The sequence below is a fragment of the Opitutaceae bacterium TAV5 genome (assembly GCA_000242935.3).
Taxonomy (GTDB): Bacteria; Verrucomicrobiota; Verrucomicrobiia; order Opitutales; family Opitutaceae; genus Geminisphaera.
Genome location: CP007053.1, coordinates 6,001,989 through 6,022,508, shown reverse-complemented (window position 1 = coordinate 6,022,508; position 20,520 = coordinate 6,001,989). Strand labels below are relative to the sequence as shown.

The window sequence follows — 20,520 nt, the reverse complement described above, 5'->3', positions numbered from 1 at the left end:
GCTCCCGCAACCCGATGAACGCCCTCCTGCTCCAGATCGCTTTTTACGTGCTCGTTGTCGCCACGCTGGTCGGTTTTTTCCGGCTGGTCAAAGGCCCCGCCGTCGTGGACCGGATCATGGCCTTCGATGCCGTCGTGCTGTGCGCGGTGGGGCTGATCGTGCTGCTTTCCCGTTCCTGGGAAACGCCGCTGTTTCTCGAACTGATCCTGATCGTATCGTCCCTGGGCTTTTTCGGGACGGTGGCCTTTGTCTCGTACCTGCAACGCACCTTGCCGGAACCGGAGGACGGGGCGACCGGAGACGACGACAACAGAAACGGCAGCGCTGCCGCGGGGGACTCCGCCTCGCCTGCGCCCGATGCCGGAAAGGACGAACGGCCATGATGACGCAGGTCCTGCACACGCTCTCGGCCATCATCACGCTCCTCGGCGCCCTCGTCATTCTGGTGGCGATCATCGGGCTGGCCCGGTTGCCCGATGTCTTTTGCCGCGCGCACGCGCTGGGCAAGGGCATGACGCTCGGCCTGGTCCTGCTCCTGACCGGGCTGTGGATGGACCTGGGTTCGGAAGCCGCCGGCCTGAAAATCCCCGCGGCGATCTTTTTCCAGTTTCTCACGCTGCCGGTGGCGGGCCACCTCGCGGCCAACCTTTCCTTCCGCAAAAAACTGCCGCGTTTCGGAGATCCCCGCGTGGACAGAGACCGGCGCAGCGCCGGACCCCGCCGGTAGAAACTAGCGCAGGAGAAACCCGGAGCGGCGGCATTCCTGCCGCTGCTGGCGGAGAACGCGAAGCATCGCCGGTCCGGGACGCGCGCGTGATTGAGGGCGAGGTCCGTTGCACCTCGTCGCAGCGGCAGGAATGCCGCCGCTCCGCCGGAAACTACCGCTGAAACTGATAGGAAGTCAGTTCCGCCTTGAAATCTCCGCCGGTGTTGAGCGCTGCCGTATGCCCCCGCAGGCCGGCGGCGGACACGGGCTCGTAAGCGACGGCACGCTGGATGGAACGATCGTAGTTATTATCGAGATCGGAGGCGTTGATCGCCGGTTCCGGAAGATCAACCACCGGTTCGGCAACGGCCCAGACCATGCGGCGGGCGTCCACTCCGAACTCCGAACCGCGGCGGCTGTTTTCATAGGCGGCCATCTGCACCCAGCCAGGGACCGACAAACCGCTGCGTATTGCCGGGCGGCCCGTCACACCGGCCGACGCCGGCTGACTGGCGGCGACCGCCACCGGCGCGGCCGCCGACGGATTTTCACCGCTGCCTCCCGGGGCCGCAGCCCAGGGCGTTTCGTTGCCGGACGGGCTGGCGTCATCCCCGGTGGCATCGGCCAGCCCGGGCGATTGCACGCGGGCCACCACGAGGGCCAGCGATGCGGCGACCGCAGTGGCGCTGCCGCAGGCCGCCCACCAGGAGGGGCGCTGCCAGAAGGCGGCGACGGCAGGGCGTTCGATGCGGCGCTCGGCATCGCGCAGCGCGCGGGCGAGTGCGAAGGAAGCCGGCGCATGCGAGCAGGTTTTTTCGAAAAGGACGGAGCAACCGCGGTGCAGCGTGCAGTAACTGTGATAAATCTGCCGGCGCTGTGCGTCGTGCGTGATCGCTTCCTCCAGCTCGGCGGCTTCGTCGGGCGTGATCTCGTTGTCGAGATAGAGGTTGAGCAGTTGTTTGAATCGGGTGTCGTTCATTTGAAATCTCCTCCCATGAGCGTGCGCAGGTTTTCGCGCGCACGGGCGATGCGACTTTTCACAGTGCCCACGGAAATGCCGAGAATCGTGCCGATCTCTTCGTATGAGAGATTCTTGACGTTGCGCAGGATCAGGATCTCGCGGTGCTTGGCCCCCAGCTTCTCCATGCCTTCCGCCACGCGATCGACAAATTCCTGGGTGACGGTGATGTCGCCGGGAGTCTCGACGGGGGCGGCAAAGATCTCGGAGAGCGGAGTGTCGTTGTCGGAGCTGACGGGCTGGTCGAAGGAGATGGTCTTGTCGCGCTTGCGCCGCCACCAGTACCAGTACCGGTTGCGGGCCAGATTGGTGGCAATCTGGTAAAGCCACGTGGAAAAGGCGGAGTCCCCGCGGAAATCGACGAGCCCGCGATGCGCACGCACAAAGGCATCCTGGGTGACTTCCTCGGCATCCTCGCGGTTGCGGAGGAGCTGGTGCACGACGGCATAAATGCGGTCCCAGTAGCGGGAAACCATTTCGTCGAACGCGGAGGTATCCCCCCCTTTGAATCGGTCCACCAGTATCCGGTCGAGAGCAACTTCCTGCGCTTTTGATGACATAATCTGTTCGGCGTTATGACGCGCCTGCTCGCGGATTGTTCCCTTCTTTTCACGGCCATGCTCTCCTGGAGCAGGGTCGGGAACGGGATACAGATCGGCGGTCATGGTTGCAGTGGACACGGTTCGGGGAATGAAACGCAAAAGCGATGCGGCCACGCCATCAAAAACGGCGCCGGAGCCTGTTTTCGGGTGCGATGGCGGCGGCGCGGGCAGATTTCTCTTTGCGCCCTGCCGCAGGTGCGTGCGAGATTCCACGCCATGTCGTCGAAATCCTTCGAGGTCCCGGTTTTTCTTTCGGAATTGCTGTCCGCGCGTTCGCCTTCCGGCGCGGAGGCCCAGGCCCAGGCCGTGTATGACCGGCATGTCAAGGCATCCGCCGACGACTATGCGAAAGACGCGCTCGGCAACCGCATCGCCACCCTCAACCCCGGCGGCGACCCGGTGGTGATGTTTGCCGGCCACATGGACGAACTCGGCCTCCAGATCACCTACATCAACAAGGAGGGTTTTGTCTATTTCGACACCATCGGCGGCCACGACCGCATCATGATTCCCGGCCGGCGTGTCATCATCCAGTCGGCCGGCGGTCCGGTTTTCGGCGTCACCGGCAAGCGCGCCGTCCACCTGATGAGCCCCGAGGACCGGAAAAAGGTCCCGGAAATTCACGAGATGTGGATCGATATCGGCGCGAGTTCGAAAAAGGAAGCGCTCGCCCGCGTGGCCATCGGCGACGTGGCGACGTATGACCAGGGGTTCGAGCTGATCCACGGCTCCGTCGGCACGGCCCGCGCGTTCGACAACAAGGTCGGCGCGTACATCGTCGGCGAGACGCTCCGCCGCCTCGCGGCAAAACAGCATCGCAAGAAACTCGCGGCCCGCGTCGTTTCGGTGGCCACGGCCCAGGAGGAAATCGGCACGCGCGGAGCCATCACCGCTTCCTACGCCGTCGATCCGCACGTGGCCGTCGCCGTCGATGTCGGCCACGCGACGGATCATCCCGATTGCGACAACCGCAAGTACGGCGAGACCAAGCTCGGCGGCGGCCCGATCATCTGCCGCGGACCCAACATCAACCCGCTCGTTTACGAGCGCCTCGTGAAGGCCGCGAAGAAGCTCGACCTCCCGCACCAGTTCGAGGCCGACCCGCGCCCCACCGGCACCGATGCCCGCGCCATCCAGATGGGACGCCGGGGCGTCGCCACCGGCCTGATCAGCGTGCCGCTCCGCTACATGCACACGCCGAGCGAGGTCGTCGATCTGCTCGATGTGGAACGCTGTGTGCAACTGCTCGTGGAATTCACGCTCGGCCTGAAAAAGGGCGACCACCTGCACTGGTAAAAAGCTGAAATGCCGAAAGCTGAAACGCTGTACCGAGCGAAGCGACAGTCTGCCAATAAAACCTTCAAACATCCAAAACCATCAAGTCTGCCGAAGTCCTGATTTTCAGCTTTTCAGTTTTTCAGCATTTTCCCGCCTTCTCCCTCCGTGTCCGACCTCCTCAACACCCTTCATACCACCTTCGGTTATTCCGGATTTCGTCCCCTCCAGCGCGAGATCATCGAGGCGTCACTTGCCGGCCGGGATGTCTTCGCGCTCCTGCCGACCGGCGGCGGCAAGTCGATGTGTTTCCAGCTCCCCGCGCTCCATCGCACCGGCCTGACCGTCGTCGTGTCACCTCTGATCGCGCTGATGAAGGACCAAGTCGACCAGCTCCAGGCCGCCGGCGTCGCCGCCACCTACCTGAACTCCTCGCTCACCTCCGGTGAAGCCCGTTCGCGCCTCGCCGGCCTGCACCGCAGCGAATGGCGGCTGCTCTACGTCGCTCCCGAGCGCCTCATGCTCGACAACTGGCAGGAAAACCTGCGCGCTTGGAACGTCGCCGCCCTCGCCATCGACGAGGCCCACTGCATCTCCGAATGGGGGCACGATTTCCGTCCCGAATACCGGCAGATTGCCCGTCTGCGCGAGTTTCTGCCCGAGGTTCCCGTCATGGCCCTGACGGCCACCGCAACCGGCCGCGTGCGCGAGGACATCGTCAAGCACCTCCAGCTCCGCGAACCCGCCGTTTACGTCGCTTCCTTCAACCGCCCCAACCTCTCCTACCGCGTCCTCCCCAAGGACCAGCCCCTCAAGCAGATCATCGACTTCGTCAAAAAACGCGAGGACGAGTCCGGCATCATCTACTGCGCCACCCGCGCCACCGCCGAAAAGACCGCCGAGTCGCTCGCCTCGCGCGGCTACGCCGCCCGCCCCTACCACGCCGGCCTCTCCGCCGACGACCGCTCCGCCAACCAGGAACTCTTCCTGCGTGACGACGTGAAAATCATCTGCGCGACGATCGCCTTCGGCATGGGCATCAACAAACCCAACGTCCGCTGGGTCATCCACCACGACCTCCCCAAAAACATCGAAGGCTACTACCAGGAAACCGGCCGCGCCGGCCGCGACGGGCTCCCCGCCGACTGCCTGCTCCTCTACAGCGCCGGCGACATCGTCAAGCAGACGCACTTCATCGACGAGATCACCGACGCGCACGAACAGCAGGTCGCCCGCCGCCAACTCCGCCTCATGTCACACTACGCGGAGGACACCACCTGCCGCCGCCGCACGCTCCTCGACTATTTCGGCGAGGCGTTTGCGGTCGACAACTGTGGCGCCTGCGACAATTGCCAGGAACCCCGCGAGACCTACGACGGCACCCTCGTCGCGCAAAAATTCCTCTCCTGCGTCTACCGCTGCCGCCAGGCCAGCCGCTTCGGCGTCGGCATGATGCACATCACCGAAGTGCTCACCGGATCGGGGTCCGAAAAGATCACGAAATGGGGCCACGATCGCCTTTCGACCTACGGCATCGGCAAAGAGCTCTCGCGCCCGCAATGGATGGCCATCGGCCGCGAACTCATGCGCCTCGGCTACGTCGCCACCGGCGGTGGCGAATACCCGACGCTCGAACTCACCGACGCCGGCGCCGCCATCCTGCGCAGCCGTGAACCGGTTACGCTCACCAAGCTCCCCGATCTCCCGGCCGGCGGCCGCGCTGCCCGCCGCACCACGCCCCGCCGCCAGGGTGACATCGCGTGCGACGAGATCCTCTTCGCCCGCCTGCGCGAACTGCGCAAGCGCCTCGCCGACGAGCGCAAGGTTCCCGCCTATGTCATCTTCGGCGACGCCACCCTCCGCCAGATGGCCCGCGAATACCCGGCCACCGCCGCCTCCATGGAAGGCATTTTCGGCATGGGCGAAAAAAAGCGCGCCGAATTCGGCGAGACATTTGCCGGGGCCATCGCCGCATTTCTCGAAACCAACCCGCGCATGACATTCGACAATGAAGCCATCGCGGCCACATAAGGGAAGAGGCCTTCCCGCCGCATCGCCACCCGATCCGTCCGGCAACGTCAGGAATCGGGATTGCTTCCCTTCTGTCGTTGCAACTTATTTGCCATCTCCCATGACGCCCGAAAGCGCCTCCATCACCGAAACCGGCCTTTTTCGCCATACGAACGAAGATCGTTTTATCAACGATTCCTCCCTGGCGCTTTTTGGCGTGGCCGACGGGATCGGGGGGCTTCCGTTCGGTGACAGGGCGGCCGAATGCGCAATCCGGGCGGTGCATGCCTGCGCCTTTGCCAACCCCGGCTCCGGCGACGCGGCCCGGCTCATCTGGGCGGCGCAGGACGCCGTCTCCGCGTTGTCCGAAAAACTCAGCCCCGACCAGGGCATCGGCACCACCCTCACGCTCGGCCTCATCCGCGACGACCGGCTTCATCTCGCCCATCTCGGCGATTCGCGCTGCTACCGGCTGCGCGGCGACATGCTGAAATGCCTGACCGAGGATGACACCGTGGAGGCCGAGGTCCGCCGCCGCCGGGCGCTCGGCGAGCAGGTCTGCCTCTATGAATCCGACCGCCACACGCTCACCCGCTGCATCGGTCAGCCGGGCGGCATCTCCCCTGCCCTGCGCTCGCTGCCCGTGATGCCCGGCGACCTCTATCTTTTCGCGACCGACGGCATCACCCGTCTGGTCAACGACACCGAGCTCGAAACCATGATGCAGATCGCCGGCGGTTCGCTGCAAGTGATGCTCAAACACCTCATCGCCGAAGTGCTCGATCGCGGCGCGCCCGACAACGCCACGGCCGTGCTCGTGCGCATCCCTTCCCTGTGAGCACCGATCGCATCGCCCATTTCACCGCGCTGGTCGAGCGCCAGCCCGGCAACGTCCTTTTCCGCTTCAGCCTCGCCCAGGCGCTCGAAGCCGCCGGACGCGATGCCGACGCCGTCGCCCATTACGGACAGTGCGTGTCTGCCCGCGACGACTGGATGATGCCGCGCATCCTTCTCGGCAAACTTCTCCTCCGGCTCGGCCGTCCCGCCGAGGCGAAGCCCCATCTGGAAACGGCTCTCCGCCTCGCCATCGACCAGCATCACGACGATCCCGCCGCCGAACTCGAGGCCATCCTCGCCGACCTGGCAGGGTAACGGCGGAGATTTCTCCGTTACGCTCTGTAAAAACGCCGGGGTTTCCCGGCTTCTGGTACCGGCACGGGAGACCGGATCGCCTGCCGCCATGAGCCATGCCCGCCGCTGGCGCGGCCTTGTCCGGCACCGACAATGTCCTCCTCCCCCCCCGCGCAGCCGACGCCGGACACCGTGAACAGCGCGGAGGGCGCATGACCGGACAACTGCTTGCCCTGCCCATCCATGCCCTTGCCCGTAAATGGCGGTTGATTTCAGGAAAACATTTCGCTAGCAATTAACAGCCTGCTTTGCCTTCTGCCGGTTCCGTTTCTGTTTTCGGCCTGCCTCCCTCGCTTCGCGTCCCGTCCGTCACCCTCAGTCCTCCTCCATAAAACGATGAATACGTCCCCCGTATCTTCCTGTGTGTCTGCCCGCCGGCGTTGTCCGGCTTTTGCGCGCCGCCTTGTGGGCGGCGCTCTGGTTTTGTTGACCACCGGTCTTGCCGCCAGCCTCAGTTTTGCCGATACGCCGGGCATCACCATCGGTCCCGGCCAGATCCAAACGCTCGCCGACCTCGACGCCGCCGGCATCACCGACGCCAGCCAGATTCATTTCCGTGGCAACCCTGCGACCGATGCAAACGCCCCTGCACGGCTTCTCTGGGATGATTCCAGACGGCTTCCCGGCGAGGGAATCCTCACCATCGGCGAATACGAAGGCTCCGGCTTGCCTTCCGATTCCGCAACCTGGACCAACGCCTGGGCTGGCGGACTTGTCATCACCTCCGCCGACCCCGTCGCCGCAAACAGAATCTACGTCGGCGCAGGGTCGCGTTTCACCGTTTCCGGCGGCGGCACGCTCCGGACAAACAGCGTCTCCCTTTTCGCCAACGCCACCGCCGATCTCACCAACGTCCAATTCACCGCGCCTGCCACCAACTACGGCGGCAACCTCACGCTGCGTTACACGAAGGACATGGACCTCAGGTGGCAGGGAGATCCCTCCGCCCCCTTCTTGCTCGTCGCCCCTGCCGGCAACCGCGACCTCGCCTCCACCACCACGATAGACGTCTCCAACGGCGTCACTGCCACGATCAGCGCCGGCACCCTGTTCGGCCCCACCCACACCCCCAACGCCACTTTTACCAAGACCGGCACGGGCATCCTCGACATCGGCACCACCAGCCTGACCACCACCAGCGCGGCCAACCTCGCCGCCTTCAACATCGACGCCGGCGTCGTCCGTATCAACGCGGCCAATACCCTCGGCGTGCCCCTTTCCAGCGTCGTTTTCCGGGGCGATGCCGCCGCGCCCGACGCCGCCGCGCCACGCATCGAGGTCAGGGATGCCGACATCACCTTCAGCGGCTCCGGCATCAGCAATTCCAACCGCCTCGTCATCGGCGCCCGGGACGCCGACGCCCACACCCCAGTCTGGACGGCTTCCGCCTCCGGCGGCTTCACCATTGCCGAGGGCAAAACCCTCACGCTCCGCGGAGCCAGCGTCCCCACTCCGGAGCAAGGCGGCGCGATCGCCGTTGGCAACGGCTCGCGCTTCGTCGCCGACGGCGGCGGGAGTTTTGTCCTCGACACCAACAGCGCACGCGACGGCGGCGCGCTCTACGCCGGCCCCGGCTCCACCGTCACCCTCACCAACGCCACCTTCACCAACAACACCGCCACCGGCGGCAGCGGCGGCGCGATCTACAACGACCGCGCCCACATCACCCTCAACTACACGCAGGACGCCGCCATCACCGGCAATACCACCGACCGGATCAACGGCGGCGGTTTCATTTACCTCGACAGCGACGCCACCACCTCCGCCCGCCTCACCCTCAACGTCGCCAGCGGCAAACAACTCACCATCGGGGACGCCACCTTTGCCTCACGCGATACATTCAACGTCTCCAGCCAAGCCACCGCCATCATCAACAAAACCGGACGTGGCACCGTGCTCATCAACTCCAGCATCGAATTCCTCGAAAGTACCCTCAACATCAACGAAGGCACCCTGCTCGTCCGGGACTTCATCACCACTCCCACCGCCCGCCTCGCCATCAATCTCGCCTCCGGTGCGACACTCGGCGGCGCCAGCATCTACCCGCAGACACACGGCACCGGCGCCTCTGCCGTCGCCGCGCACGGCAGCCGCCTCCAGGTCGGGTTTGCCGGAGACACCGCGCCTGCCCGGCTGATGTTCGACACCCTCGACCTCCGGGCGGGCGGCGTCGTGCTCGACCTCGACCTCTTCGGTTCCACTCCTGACTCCGCCGACCGCATTTCTGCCAACCGTATCCAGTTCGACCCTCATGGCCTCACCTCTCCCCACCTCGTCAATCTCGGCGGCACCCTCGCCGAAGGCACCTGGACGATCCTCGAAGCCGGCACCCTGCAAGGCGCGGTGTCGACAAACATCAACGAGCTCTTCACCACGCAACCCCTCGGCCGATACCTCGCCACCTTCAGCCTCGGCGAAACCGGTTCAGGAAGCACCAGCCTCTACACGAACCAGGTGCTCCTCACCCTCGCCGCCGACCCCGCCACCGCCACCACGCTCACCTGGACGGGCAACACCAGCAACCGCTGGGAAAACAGCACGCTCGCCAACTGGACCGGCCAGACAGCGGAAGGCCAGCCCGCCAACCATTTCGTGACCGGCGACCGCGTGCTCTTCGACGGCTCCGACACCGCCGGCCAACGCAGCATCGCCGTCGAAGAGCCGCACGTCACCGTGTCCGACCTCCTCGTCGCCGGCCCCGCCAACTACACGTTCACCGGAGGCGGCATCGTGGCTGAAGCCGACGCCGCCAACCCGGTCATCGCAAGCGCGGCGGGCAAACTCGTCAAAAGCGGCTCCGGCACGCTGACGTTGACCAACGGTTACTCGCCGACCCACCAGGTCACGCCCAATACCTTCACCGGCGGCATCGACCTGCACGGCGGCAGCATCGCGATCGGACGCGCCGAACACCTCGGCGCGAAACTCGGTCAGGTGCGTTTCCTTGGCGCGGCGGGGGCGGACGCCACCCTGCCCGCCCGCATCGCCATCCTCGGCAACGAACCCACGCACTCAACCTACCCGGACAACATCGTTTTCGACGCCGCCGGCACCTACGACCAACGCCTCACCATCGGCGAATATACCGCTGGCAAAACCCAGGCCTGGACCGCCGCGCATTCCGGCGGTTTCACCATCGCGGAAGGCAAGACCCTGACGATCAGAAACAACTCTGCCCTCATCACCGACGGCATCAACGGCGGCGCGATCCAGGTCGGAGACGGCTCCACCTTCACCGTCGAAGGCGAAGGCACGCTCGTGCTCGACTCCAACAAGGCCGAGAAAGGCGGCGCGGTCTACGCCGGACGCGGCGCCACCGTCTCGCTCCGCAACGTGCAATTCACCAACAACACCGTTGCCAATGGCCGCGGCGACTACGCAGGCGGCGCAATCTACAACAACGCCGCGACACTCAATCTGACCTACACCCGCGACGTGCAGCACACCGGCAACATATCCTTATCGGGAAGTGATTCCGGCGACTTTCTCTACATGAACGGTAACGCTACCGATGGCGCGGCCCGCACCACCTTTAACGTTACCGGCAACGCCACCGTTACCCTTGGAACATTCATGCCCGGGAGCGGGGGGCCCGATTCCATCGCCAGCAACAAAGAGCCGGATGCGCACGATTACAACACGCTGGTTAAAACCGGCAGTGGCAGTCTCGTTATCAACAGCTTCAGTTTCGGCTATGGTGGACACACCTCGCATGAAGAAGGCACGCTTGTTGTCAACGGCACCCTTGGCTACTGGACGCACACACTCGACATCGCCTCCGGGGCGCTCCTCAAAGGCGAGGGCCGTATTTATGGCAGCACCACACTCCATGCTGGAGCCACCCTCGCCCCCGGCAACAGCCCCGGCGAAATCTCCTTCCAAAACCTCGTGCTCGAAGGCGGCTCAATCCTCCAGTTCGAGGCGGGCGACACGATCCTTGTCAACGGCGACCTCACGTTTTCCAACATCGCTGCCGACAACCGAATCATCCTCGACCTGACCGGCTACAGCCTCGACACCCCTGCCCCCTTGCTCGACTTGCTGACCATCTCCGGTGATGTGGGCATCATCGGCTCCACCCTGGATGTCAGCGATGCCTTCCGCGTAACCGGTCTTGCCGACGGGTTGACTGCCTCGTTTGATGTCGTGAACGGCGGGGTGTTTCATCTCACCCTCGCCGCCGCGTCCGTGCCCGAGTCGGTTTCCACGGTGCTCTTCCTCGGCGGCATGGCGGCTGGCGCCGCCTTGGCCCTGCGCCGCAAGGCAATCCGAGAGAGGCAACTCTGAAGGGAGATTCCGGATACCGGCGACCGCGCCCCTGCCCGCCGCCTTGGTTTTCGAGCCGACCATGATCTCGCAACCCGCCAACGAGGGAGACACGGAGATGGTCGCTTATTCTGGCAGCGGCAGTCGCTGGTTTCGCCACTCCGCGCGGTCACCCGGTATCCGTTCTGAAGAACCGGCATTACAGATCGATGATCTGCGTATCTGCCAGGGTGGTCGCGAAGGTCCAGCCGAACACCGTCGCAGGCGTCTGAAACCCGGCCTTGTGCTCGCCTGCCAGGACACGCGCCGCCGCCTGCACCGCCGACAACGGGGTGTAGGAGTAGCCGTTGACCGTGTCGATGATCGCTCTCGCCACGGAACCATCTGCGCCGGTCACTTCGGCTGCCACCCTGGCCCGGTTCGCGCTTCGCTCTTCAGCGCTCGGCCCGTCAGGAAGCTTCGACAAATCGCCCGTGGGAAATGCCGCGCCCGTCACGTGCACGAACATCTCGATATCGGGAGCGCCGGTGGAGTGCCACGCGGTCACGAGATCGCCAAAGGAAAAGGGGACGCATTCGACGGGTCCCTCTCCGAAATCAAATCCTGCCGGCTTCGCGTCGGGGACGGCAACGATCCGCCCGTCCCGGCGCGCAAGCAGCCCCACCGACATGATCTCCGCAGCGCTGGCCGCAGACCCGCGCGACATGGAGCCAGCGACCTGAAGGGCGAACCGGAGGCGGCGGGGCCTCTCCACCCGGGCGGCAAGGCAGGCGGCAAGGCAGTCGCTGGGCACAACGTCCCACCCGACCCCGGGCAGCAACATGACCCCGGCTGCCTTTGCCGATTCGGACAACGATTCCGCGAAAGCGTAGATGCCAAACTCCGCCGTTATATCCAGATAATGGATACCCATGGCAATGCACGCCGCCATGATCCCGGGAGCGGTCCGCGCGAACGGGCCGGCGCAGTTGAGGACCGTCGCACAGCCTTTCAATCCCGCGTGGAGCCCGGCCCGGTCGTCCACGGAGAAGACGCGGCAGGGCACATCGAGCGTCTCGGCCAGTTCCCGCACCTTGCCGGCTTCGCGCCCGGCCACGATGAAATCCAGCCCTGCCTGCCTGGCCTCCGCGCACACGAGTCGCCCCGTGTAGCCGGTGGCTCCATAAATGATAAGTGATTTGTTCATGTCGTGTTCCTGGTTGTAGTGTGGCGCAGCGTGGAGGTGGCGGGCGATCCGGCGGCACGGCTCAGCGCCGCGGGTGCTGCCAGCTCTTGTAGACCGCCTCGAGGCTGTAGCCGTCGGGATCCAGGACGTTGGCCGCGTAGTAGCGCGGGTCGTAGTGGAGCCGTGCGCCCGGCTTGCCGTTGTCGATCGCCCCCGCGGCCATGGCGGCCTTGTAGAAGGCGTCGACCTCCGCCGTGCTGCCGGCAACAAACCCCACGTGGACCGCCCGGGAATCCGCATCGCCCTTGCGCAACCAGAAGAACACCCGGTTGTCGCGTCCGAAGCCCTTGAGGTCGGGATGCCCCTCGGGGCCGTCCTTGCCATCGTAGTCGACGGCGTGCTCTATCCCGAGCGGTGCCAATGCCTTTTCATAAAAGGCGATGGAGCGCTCCAGGTCTGCGACCGTCAGAAACAGGTGATCCAGCATCGGGTTTCCTTTCAGGTTGTGAAGCCATGCAGCTTCTGGTCGAGAATACGATCACGCAGGCCGCTGCGTCCCAACAATCGATAAGTTCAGTTGTCTCATGCGGCGAATGATAGCCGGGTCCTGCCCGAATGCGGTAGACCACGCCGCCCAAATTCTTGCCTGAAACTCCCATGCCGGTTACGCTGCGGGAGCTTTTGTTCAGCGCACTGCCCGCGGCTGCGCCTGACACGACATGAACGAACTCTGCGAATTGATCCGACGACACTGCCCTGCCGGGATGGTGGTGACAAACGTTCCACGGCTGACGCTGACGAACATGAACCGCTGCGTGAGCGCCACGCCCGCCATCTACTATCCCTTGCTCGGAGTCGTCGGCGCGGGGCAAAAGCGGGCCTGGATCGGCAACGAGGCCGTCGACTACCACGCGGATACTTACCTGATCAATACGCAGAGCATGCCAGTCATGACCGAGGTCGTCTCGGCCCCTTTTCTTGGCGTGACTCTGGAGCTCGATCGCCAGGTGATCGCGTCGGTGCTCGTGGACATGGTTCCTCCGGGGTTTCGACCGCCGCCGTGTCGCTCGCTCTCGGTCAGTCTGGCGGACGATGGTCTGCGCGAACCCGTGCTGCGACTCCTGCGCCTGCTCGACAAACCGCAGCACATTCCCGCGCTCGCGCCGGCAATCGAGCGCGAGATCATTTATTGGCTTTTGCACAGTCCGCACGGGGAACTGATCTGCCAACTCGCCACCCCGACCAGCCAGCTCTCCCGTTTGGGATCGGCCATCGACTACATCCGCCATCACTATGCGCAGCGGCTGAGTGTGGAGCCCCTCGCCAGGCTGGCCGGGATGAGCGAGTCCACGTTTCACCGCCAGTTCCAACTGCTGACCAACCTGAGTCCCATCCAATACCAGAAACGTCTGCGGCTCCACGAGGCCCGGCGCCGGCTGGTAACCGAGGACACGGACGCCGCCGGCGTCGCGTTTGAGGTGGGCTACGAGAGCCCGTCGCAATTCAGCAGGGAGTATCGGCGGCTCTTCGGCGAGCCCCCGGGACGGGACCGGCTGCGCATCTCGGGCAGGCGTTAGGTGCAGCGGCTTGTTCGGCTTTGTGGATGCAGCGTGCTCAGGAAGGCGTCACTCGCACCGCCAGGGTCTGGGTCGTATCGGCGGCAATTCCGGGCGCCTCCGGAGACACTGTTGCCAAGCCCGTCCCCCACTCTGCCGGACTGCGCTGACCGGAGATCGGAGAATATGGGGAGACGGCAGAGTGGCCCGCGTGCGGTTGCCACCGGGCGCTTTCCTCTCTGCCGCAGACTTGTCCTCCCCGTCCGCCCCCGGCAAGGTCTCGCCTGTGCTTGCCTGTCACCACCTCGACGTTTTTCCGAAGCCCGGCGCTCCTCTTCTTGTCCGCGATGCCTCGGCCCGCTGGGCCGGCGGGCAACTCCACGCCCTGATCGGTCCCTCCGGCTGCGGCAAGACCACGCTCCTCAAGGGCATGCTCGGCATCCTCCCCGCCCGGGGCGAGGTCAGCCTGCGCGGCCGGACCGTGGCCGGACCTCATGAACTCCTCCGCGCCGTTGCCTTCGCCCCCCAGTTCAGCATCGCCCACGGCAAACTCACGGTCGGCGAAACCATCGACGCCGCCCTCCGGCTCTACCAGACCCGCGCCGCTCCCACCCGCCGCACCGATCTCCTCCAACTCGTCGGCCTCGAAGAGCGCGCCGACACACTCGTCGAAAAACTCAGCGGTGGACAACTCCGCCGGCTCGGCCTCGCGCTCGAACTCACCACCGACCCCGCCTGCCTCCTCTGCGACGAAGTCACCAGCGGCCTCGATCCCCGCTCGGAAGACCAGATCCTCGCCCTGCTCCGCTCCCTCGTCGCCGGCCAAGGCCGCACCGTCATCTGTGTCATCCACAATCTGGCCAAGCTCACGCAGTTCGACACCGTGACCGTCGTCTACGAAGGCGCCGTCGTCTTCCAGGGCACGCTCGCCGCCATGCTCGCCCATTTCGCGATCGACGACGCCCTCCTCCTTTACGACCGCCTCGCCGAACACCCGCTCGATTACTGGCTCGGGCGCGCCCCGGCAGCCCTCGCCCCCTCCGGATCCGCAATCCCCCCCTCCCCCCCTCCCTCGCTCTCCCTCTCCGCATCCTCCGCGACGCCCGGCCTTCTCCGCCAGACAGCCACGCTCCTTCGCCGCCGCTGGCGTCTCTTCATGCGCGACCGCGGTTACCTCGCGCTCACGCTCGCCATCACCTTCGGCTTTCCCTGCCTCGTCGTCATCTTCGCTCTCGGCGGCCTGCCGCAGATGAAAAGCCTCTCGCTCGAACAGACCGGCAGCCTGCTCGACGCGCTTCAGGAGCGGGCCCAGTTTCGCCAGCAGGCGGCCGACACCGCCATGCTCGTTTCCGGGCTGATCGTGTTCCAGGTCATTCTCCTCAGCCTCATGGGCAGCAACAACGGCGCCCGCGAGATCGCCGGCGAACGCGCCCTCTACGAGAAAGAACGCATGGCCGGCCTGCGCCCCGCCGCCTATGCCATCTCGAAACTGCTCTTCGCCATCTTCATCGGCGCAGCCCAGGGGGCGTGGATGACCGTCTTCGTCAAGACGCTCTGCGATTTTCCCGGCCACTGGCTGCCGCAACTCGGCGTGCTCTCCGCGGTCGGCGCATCGATGAGCGTCGTCTGCCTCGGCCTCTCCGCCGTGCTCACCTCGCCGGACAAGGCCTCGCTGCTCTCGATCTACCTCGTCGGCTTCCAGCTTCCGCTCTCCGGCGTTGTCCTCGCCCTGCCCTCCGCCCTCGTCTGGGCGGTGCGTCCCTTCATTGCCACGTACTGGGGCTGGTCCGGCTACCTCACCGCGATGAACGAGACCCGCTTCTACGATGCCGTCGTCATGCTCGACAAGGGCTGGCTCGCTCCGCCGCCCGTCGCCGTCGGTGTGCTCGGCATCCACGCGGTAGTCGGTGCGGCGCTGGTGTTTTGGGGTTGCTCGACGCAACGCTGGCCCTGACCCTGAACGTACGATTTTCCCCATGCGACCACCCGTCCTTCGCTGCCCGCTCCGCCTTCCGGTATTCATTTCCGGTATCGCCGCCCTCGCCGGCCTTTTCCTGACCGGTTGCTCGGAACGGGGCGAACCCCTCCCCGTCGACACCTACCTGCGCTCGACGGACAATCTTCTCGGCAACCGCTACACCCTTGATGCCGAGATCGATGCACAGCTCAACTGGAAGGAAGGCACCGGCCGCCTCATTGCCGTGCGTCCGCTCAACGGCACCCGTAACGCAGCCACCCGTGTGCCCGTCTTTATTGCCGACGCTCTCAACGCCAATCTGATGGTCGCCCAGCGTTACCGTTTCGAAATCACCGTGCAAAAAGGAGGACTCCTCTATGTTACCTCTCTCAAAAAACTCTGAACCCGACCGCGTTCCCTCCCGGTCGCGCCCCCGCCTCCCGCTCCTCCGTGCCTGCGCGCTGGCGCTCGTTGCCATCCCGGCCATCGGTTTCCTCCCGTCGGGTTTTTCCCAGGACGCGCCCGCCGCTCCCGCCACGCCGGCGGCACCGGCCGCCCCCGCGGCTCCTGCCGCGCGCAACACCGCCGACGATGCGATGAAGGTCCTCGGCACCGGCAACTTCGAGAGCAACACCCTGCTCCAGATCATCAACAAGGCCTTCGACACCAACAGCGACTCCATCAACCCCGAAGACGGCACCATCCAGTGGAAAGGCCACACCTGGAACCTCGGCCAGTTCCGGGTCTTCCGCGCCCGCTTCGAGCGTTACCTCGCTCTCCCCACCTCGACCGACTCCGATATCTACCGCGCCATCGTCAACGAAGTCCTCGCGCTCCTCTCCACCCGCTCCGGCAACAACGCGCAGGACAACATCACCAAGGCCTGGCAGCTCCTGTACCGGGCGGCCGAATATGACGACGACGGCAGCGCCAGCCTCACCGTCGCCAACCAGGTCTTCAACGCCTGGCGCATCCGCGACGAGAAAGAAGCCTTCCGCATCACCCAGGTCGAGCTCGACCGCATGCGCCGCCAGCAGCGCGGCGACGTTGTCTATGGCGGAGACACCCTGGCCCGCGTGACCGGCGAGCGCGTCAGGGGCGCCACCCCCGGCGACAGCCCCTCCGTCAACGTCAACACGGGCGACAACAACAAGGGAACCAACAAGGGCAAGGGCAAGACCTCCGACACTCCGAAACAGGATGCGCCCTCCGCCGCCGGCCCCGTCGGGCTCGGTTTCCGCATGCGCGACCTCACCGAGACCGAAGCCAAGATCAAGTCCGCCGAAGCCAGCGAGCTCCTCACCGGCGCCCAGGCCAAACTCCAGTTCCAGACCGCGCTGGTAAATCTCTTTCTCCAGCGCCGGTTCCAGCACTGTCTCATCGCCGCCAGCTTCTACCGCTATATTTTCAAAGGCACCGCCCAGGAACTCGAAGTCGGCAAGAAGGAGATCTCCAGCTTCCTGCCCTCCACCGATCTGGCCATCTCCATCGAGACGCTCGAATACCTTTCCCGCGAGGCCATCAACGACGTCGAATCCTCCATGCAGGCCGTCCGTGCCAGTTACGACGAGGGCCAGCACATCCTCGCCCTCGAGCGTCTCCAGGAAACCTTTTTCCTCGGCGAGTACGTCCCCGCCGTCACCCAGTTCGAACGCGATAAAAAGCAAAAACTCCTCGAACTGTACCGCAAGGTCGACCAGGCCCGGAAGCTCGCCGACCTGAAAGACTACGATGCCGTGGACAAGATCACCGGCGACATCGGTTCTCTCGCCAGCGATTTCCGCTCGGCCGAAGTCACCTCCGCCATCCGCGCCGCCCAGCGCATGAGCACGCTCGCGCTCAATGCCGCGCAGCAGGCCGCCTTCGCCGAAGATTACATCAAGGCCCAGGAGTACGTGGAAAAAGCCGCCATGCTCTGGCCGCTCAATCCCGCGATCAAGGCGTACACCGACAGCATGACGCAGAAGGTGGACATCGGCTCGCAGGGCGCGCTCGCGTTTGACGAAGCCGAAAAGCGCCAGGATTTCCGCAGCATCTACGACCGGCGGGCCGAACTGAGCGTCGCCCTGATGAGCGACTCCCGGCGCGCCCCGCTGCTCAAGGACATCATCGAGCGGATGAGTCGTATCGAGATTTACCTGACACAGGCCCGCGAACTGCTCGCGCAAAACAACCCCTTCGCCGCCTGGGAGGCCTTGCAGACGGCGACGTCGCTCGCTCCCTCCGACGTGGTGCTCAACCAGCGCAAGGCCGAACTCGCTCCGCGCGTGGCCGACTTTGCCGGCCGCCTCGACGCCGCCCGCCGCCACGAGGAAGGTGGCCGCTATGCCGACGCGCTCACGCAGTATCTTTCCGCCCAGGATATTTATCCGGCCAGCACGATTGCCCGGCTCGGGGTCGAGCGTGTCTCCGGTCTCCTGCTGGAAAACCTCTCCCCGGCCGGCACCGCGTCGGCGTTCTCCCCGCCCGCTTCCGCCGAACCGTGACCGGAGCGGCGGCGCGGGTGTCCTGCCCGCATTCGTTGCCTCTCCGACCGGGAGCGCCGGCATCCTTGCCGGGCACCGTGCTGATGGCGCCGGGAGGCAACGACAGCCGGCAGGATGCCGGCGCTCCCGGTACCGCGGGCGTCCCGCCCGCATCCGACGTGGCACGGCCATCCTGGCCGTGGACGGCGCGAAGCGCCGCCGGGCTTGTCACCCGCCGCCGGCTTGCCGGATCAGCTCGACCGAGGCGATCTGCAAGGTCGCGTTGACCATGCCGGGGGCGCTGCGATCCTGCTGCAACGTGAGCTGCTCGAGCGCGAGATAGGGCGCGCGCTGGGCCAGCTCGGCATAAAAACGGATGACCGCGGACATGTCGGCGCGCCGGCTGGTGATGCGCACGGAATGAAAGGCGAACTGGTTCGTGCGCTGGGTGGTCGGCGAATCGCTGTTGACCTGCAGGCCGGCGTTGCCGGCCAGGACCTGTATCTCGGCAACGAGCTTGGTCGCGTTGTACGTGCGGTCGGCATCGAGGTTGCTGACTGCCGTGGCGGCGGCGGATTCGATCGCCAGCCGGTTATCCAGCAGCACCTGTTGCGTGGCCAGATCGGCGCCGGCGCTGCGCCAGGATTGGTACTGGAGACGCGCACGCTTCGTCGCCCCGCTCAGCCAGATGAGGGCGGCGATGACAATGAGGGCGAGCACGAGCAGTTTTTCGCGGGTTTGACGGGTAAAAAACCAGGTTTTCATCGATGGCGGGCAGGGTGAATCGGCGGCGTGGCGGTGGTGGAGATGATTTCAGGGAGCACCGGGCGGGGGCGGCGGGGGCGCCTCCTCGTCTTCTTCCCGGGCAGCGGGCGGGGTGGCCGGTGTTTTTTCGGAAACGGGGGTAGCCGGAGCGGCGGGCGTGAGTCCGACAATCGTCGGCGGCGTGGCGGGCGCGGCGGGCGTTACCCGGGAGGCCGGTTCTTCCGCGGGCTCCGTCTCCGCCTCCTCCGGCGCGGCGGCCGGCGCAGGTCTGGAGGCGGCTCTCGCGTCGTCGCCTTCTTCCTTGCCGGGAGCGTCGGCGGGCTTGACCGCGCCGGGCGGCACGACCGGCGGGCCGTCGGAGGCGCGCAGGGCCTCGGGATGAAACGTGAGCGTGAGAATGAAGGACGTGGTGCCCTCCCGCGCGCGGATGTCGCGCGTCTGCACCTTTTCGATGGCAGGCAGTTCCTTCAAAATGCCTTCGTAGGCGTTGACGTCGGCGGCGCTGGCGGTCTGCGCCTCGATTTCCAGTTCGCGGGTGCCGTGCGTCACGGTGCGCAGGAAGGTGATCGAGCGGGGTCGCTGCGGGTTGATCAGCGCCAGCATTTCGAGAGGCATGAGCCGGCGGTCGGAGAGTTCGCCGATGCGCTCGGCGAGCGTCTGCGCGGTCATGAGCCGGTTGACGTCCGCCGACTGGGCGTCGATGCGTTTGCTGCGGCTGGCGGTGTGCGCGCGGAAGACGCTGGCGGCGATTTCGACCAGCGCCGTGAACAGCAGCAGGCAGATCGCGAGCTGGACACCGCGCCACAGCCAGTGGTCGCGCCGGGCGGCGCGTTCGCGGGCGGCGAGAAAATCGGGATCGCGGACGTCCGCCGCATCGAGCGCCGCAGTCGGCAGCACCCAGGGCGTGCCGACGTGGCCGACGCGCAGCTCCAGCGCGCCTTCGCCGGTCGTGCTGGCGTTGATCTCGCCGGCGGGAATGCGGACGGTCACATCGGCGGCGAGGCCGGCCCGCTCGCGAAGAGCGGCGGCGAGAGGTTCCTGATCGTTTTCCGAGGTGGATTCCCTGACGAGGACAGCAGCCGGCAACGCCTCGCCTTCGCGCCAGGCCATGCCGACGAGCCGTTCGGGGCCCTGGCAGAGCACGATCCCCGCCGCGCCGCGTTCGGGGCGGTGGGCGAGGAGCGGGAGAAATTCCGGGAGAACCTGGCGGGCGGCGTCCCACACCTCCGCGTCCACATCGGCAAACCGGCGGCGCCAGGCGGCGTAGGCGAGAGCGGATTTCTTGTCGGGAGCGACGACATAACCCGAATAAAGCTGCGCGGGGCCAAACGGAGACAGGCCCTCGATGGCGAGCGCAACCTGTTCATCGACCGGAGCGCCTTCGGCGAGGGCGACCGTGCGCACGAAAAAACGGTCTCCCGGCAGGAACAGGACGGGAGAGGAAACCGCCGGGGCGGCGATATCGGCGGCGGCAACGGCGGGAGGAGCTGAAAGTGGCGGAGGCATGAGTGAGGTTCTAGAAATACATTTTTAACCGCGAATGA

18 protein-coding genes are annotated in these 20,520 nt (G+C 65.7%); 11 read left to right on the top strand and 7 right to left on the bottom strand.

The window, feature by feature from the left end; all coding sequences use genetic code 11:
- Window positions 1-14: 14 nt before the first annotated feature.
- Together OPIT5_25480 and OPIT5_25475 are read left to right on the top strand one after the other, a co-directional pair.
- The gene (locus OPIT5_25480) at window positions 15-383 is read left to right on the top strand and encodes a sodium:proton antiporter (GenBank protein ID AHF93064.1); all 369 of its coding nucleotides are present in this window, start codon (window positions 15-17) and stop codon (window positions 381-383) included.
- A complete protein-coding gene (locus OPIT5_25475; GenBank protein AHF93063.1) occupies window positions 380-727 on the top strand; it encodes a cation:proton antiporter in 348 nt (115 codons plus the stop codon). Before OPIT5_25480 ends, OPIT5_25475 begins: the two co-directional genes overlap by 4 nt.
- A 151-nt stretch (window positions 728-878) precedes the next feature.
- Here OPIT5_25475 and OPIT5_25470 read toward each other — a convergent pair whose 3' ends face one another.
- Together OPIT5_25470 and OPIT5_25465 are read right to left on the bottom strand one after the other, a co-directional pair.
- Entirely contained in the window at window positions 879-1,685 is an 807-nt protein-coding gene (locus OPIT5_25470) for a hypothetical protein (GenBank protein AHF93062.1), read from the bottom strand.
- Complete coding sequence (locus tag OPIT5_25465) at window positions 1,682-2,284, bottom strand: RNA polymerase subunit sigma-24 (GenBank protein AHF93061.1); 603 nt, start codon at window positions 2,282-2,284, stop codon at window positions 1,682-1,684. The genes OPIT5_25470 and OPIT5_25465 overlap by 4 nt, the downstream gene beginning before the upstream one ends.
- A 258-nt stretch (window positions 2,285-2,542) precedes the next feature.
- Here OPIT5_25465 and OPIT5_25460 point away from each other — a divergent pair, with 258 nt between their 5' ends.
- The 4 genes from OPIT5_25460 to OPIT5_25445 all read left to right on the top strand — a co-directional run bounded on the left by OPIT5_25460 (window position 2,543) and on the right by OPIT5_25445 (window position 6,763).
- Window positions 2,543-3,622: a peptidase M42 gene (locus OPIT5_25460; protein AHF93060.1), complete on the top strand. Its 1,080-nt coding sequence runs from the start codon at window positions 2,543-2,545 to the stop codon at window positions 3,620-3,622.
- 147 nt (window positions 3,623-3,769) lie between these two features.
- On the top strand, window positions 3,770-5,632 hold the full coding sequence (locus tag OPIT5_25455; protein ID AHF93059.1) for an ATP-dependent DNA helicase RecQ: 1,863 nt from the start codon (window positions 3,770-3,772) through the stop codon (window positions 5,630-5,632).
- A gap of 100 nt (window positions 5,633-5,732) precedes the next feature.
- The gene (locus tag OPIT5_25450; protein ID AHF93058.1) at window positions 5,733-6,449 is read left to right on the top strand and encodes a serine/threonine phosphatase; all 717 of its coding nucleotides are present in this window, start codon (window positions 5,733-5,735) and stop codon (window positions 6,447-6,449) included.
- The gene (locus OPIT5_25445) at window positions 6,446-6,763 is read left to right on the top strand and encodes a molecular chaperone DnaJ (protein AHF93057.1); all 318 of its coding nucleotides are present in this window, start codon (window positions 6,446-6,448) and stop codon (window positions 6,761-6,763) included. The genes OPIT5_25450 and OPIT5_25445 overlap by 4 nt, the downstream gene beginning before the upstream one ends.
- 17 nt (window positions 6,764-6,780) lie before the next feature.
- On the opposite strand, the gene OPIT5_25440 is transcribed toward OPIT5_25445, so the two are convergent.
- On the bottom strand, window positions 6,781-6,987 hold the full coding sequence (locus OPIT5_25440) for a hypothetical protein (protein AHF94750.1): 207 nt from the start codon (window positions 6,985-6,987) through the stop codon (window positions 6,781-6,783).
- Between the two features lie 151 nt (window positions 6,988-7,138).
- Between OPIT5_25440 and OPIT5_25435 the strand changes: the two genes are divergently transcribed.
- Window positions 7,139-11,089 carry an autotransporter gene (locus OPIT5_25435; GenBank protein AHF93056.1) on the top strand — a complete coding sequence of 1,317 codons (3,951 nt, stop codon included), beginning with the start codon at window positions 7,139-7,141 and terminating at the stop codon, window positions 11,087-11,089.
- Between the two features lie 178 nt (window positions 11,090-11,267).
- On the opposite strand, the gene OPIT5_25430 is transcribed toward OPIT5_25435, so the two are convergent.
- Together OPIT5_25430 and OPIT5_25425 are read right to left on the bottom strand one after the other, a co-directional pair.
- A complete protein-coding gene (locus tag OPIT5_25430) occupies window positions 11,268-12,254 on the bottom strand; it encodes a membrane protein (protein ID AHF93055.1) in 987 nt (328 codons plus the stop codon).
- Window positions 12,255-12,315: 61 nt separating this feature from the next.
- The gene (locus tag OPIT5_25425; protein ID AHF93054.1) at window positions 12,316-12,720 is read right to left on the bottom strand and encodes an extradiol dioxygenase; all 405 of its coding nucleotides are present in this window, start codon (window positions 12,718-12,720) and stop codon (window positions 12,316-12,318) included.
- Window positions 12,721-12,952: 232 nt separating this feature from the next.
- Between OPIT5_25425 and OPIT5_25420 the strand changes: the two genes are divergently transcribed.
- From OPIT5_25420 to OPIT5_25405, 4 genes are all read left to right on the top strand, one after another.
- On the top strand, window positions 12,953-13,810 hold the full coding sequence (locus OPIT5_25420) for an AraC family transcriptional regulator (GenBank protein AHF93053.1): 858 nt from the start codon (window positions 12,953-12,955) through the stop codon (window positions 13,808-13,810).
- Window positions 13,811-14,075: 265 nt separating this feature from the next.
- The gene (locus OPIT5_25415) at window positions 14,076-15,743 is read left to right on the top strand and encodes an ABC transporter (protein AHF93052.1); all 1,668 of its coding nucleotides are present in this window, start codon (window positions 14,076-14,078) and stop codon (window positions 15,741-15,743) included.
- A 22-nt stretch (window positions 15,744-15,765) separates the two neighbouring features.
- Window positions 15,766-16,149, top strand: a complete 384-nt coding sequence (locus OPIT5_25410; protein AHF93051.1) for a hypothetical protein — start codon at window positions 15,766-15,768, stop codon at window positions 16,147-16,149.
- Window positions 16,124-18,232: a hypothetical protein gene (locus tag OPIT5_25405; GenBank protein AHF93050.1), complete on the top strand. Its 2,109-nt coding sequence runs from the start codon at window positions 16,124-16,126 to the stop codon at window positions 18,230-18,232. Before OPIT5_25410 ends, OPIT5_25405 begins: the two co-directional genes overlap by 26 nt.
- A gap of 207 nt (window positions 18,233-18,439) precedes the next feature.
- On the opposite strand, the gene OPIT5_25400 is transcribed toward OPIT5_25405, so the two are convergent.
- Both OPIT5_25400 and OPIT5_25395 read right to left on the bottom strand, forming a co-directional pair.
- Window positions 18,440-18,976, bottom strand: coding sequence for a general secretion pathway protein M (locus OPIT5_25400; GenBank protein ID AHF93049.1), 537 nt, complete (start codon window positions 18,974-18,976; stop codon window positions 18,440-18,442).
- Between the two features lie 48 nt (window positions 18,977-19,024).
- A complete protein-coding gene (locus tag OPIT5_25395; protein ID AHF93048.1) occupies window positions 19,025-20,482 on the bottom strand; it encodes a hypothetical protein in 1,458 nt (485 codons plus the stop codon).
- Between the last annotated feature and the right edge of the window lie 38 nt (window positions 20,483-20,520).

Excerpts from the sequence above, each read along its gene's own strand:
- OPIT5_25480 (AHF93064.1), top strand. The coding sequence starts at position 15 with ATGAACGCCCTCCTGCTCCAGATCGCTTTTTACGTGCTCGTTGTCGCC.
- OPIT5_25475 (AHF93063.1), top strand. The coding sequence starts at position 380 with ATGATGACGCAGGTCCTGCACACGCTCTCGGCCATCATCACGCTCCTC.
- OPIT5_25470 (AHF93062.1), bottom strand. The coding sequence starts at position 1,685 with ATGAACGACACCCGATTCAAACAACTGCTCAACCTCTATCTCGACAAC.
- OPIT5_25465 (AHF93061.1), bottom strand. The coding sequence starts at position 2,284 with ATGTCATCAAAAGCGCAGGAAGTTGCTCTCGACCGGATACTGGTGGAC.
- OPIT5_25460 (AHF93060.1), top strand. The coding sequence starts at position 2,543 with ATGTCGTCGAAATCCTTCGAGGTCCCGGTTTTTCTTTCGGAATTGCTG.
- OPIT5_25450 (AHF93058.1), top strand. The coding sequence starts at position 5,733 with ATGACGCCCGAAAGCGCCTCCATCACCGAAACCGGCCTTTTTCGCCAT.
- OPIT5_25440 (AHF94750.1), bottom strand. The coding sequence starts at position 6,987 with ATGGATGGGCAGGGCAAGCAGTTGTCCGGTCATGCGCCCTCCGCGCTG.
- OPIT5_25435 (AHF93056.1), top strand. The coding sequence starts at position 7,139 with ATGAATACGTCCCCCGTATCTTCCTGTGTGTCTGCCCGCCGGCGTTGT.
- OPIT5_25430 (AHF93055.1), bottom strand. The coding sequence starts at position 12,254 with ATGAACAAATCACTTATCATTTATGGAGCCACCGGCTACACGGGGCGA.
- OPIT5_25425 (AHF93054.1), bottom strand. The coding sequence starts at position 12,720 with ATGCTGGATCACCTGTTTCTGACGGTCGCAGACCTGGAGCGCTCCATC.
- OPIT5_25420 (AHF93053.1), top strand. The coding sequence starts at position 12,953 with ATGAACGAACTCTGCGAATTGATCCGACGACACTGCCCTGCCGGGATG.
- OPIT5_25410 (AHF93051.1), top strand. The coding sequence starts at position 15,766 with ATGCGACCACCCGTCCTTCGCTGCCCGCTCCGCCTTCCGGTATTCATT.
- OPIT5_25405 (AHF93050.1), top strand. The coding sequence starts at position 16,124 with ATGTTACCTCTCTCAAAAAACTCTGAACCCGACCGCGTTCCCTCCCGG.
- OPIT5_25400 (AHF93049.1), bottom strand. The coding sequence starts at position 18,976 with ATGAAAACCTGGTTTTTTACCCGTCAAACCCGCGAAAAACTGCTCGTG.
- OPIT5_25395 (AHF93048.1), bottom strand. The coding sequence starts at position 20,482 with ATGCCTCCGCCACTTTCAGCTCCTCCCGCCGTTGCCGCCGCCGATATC.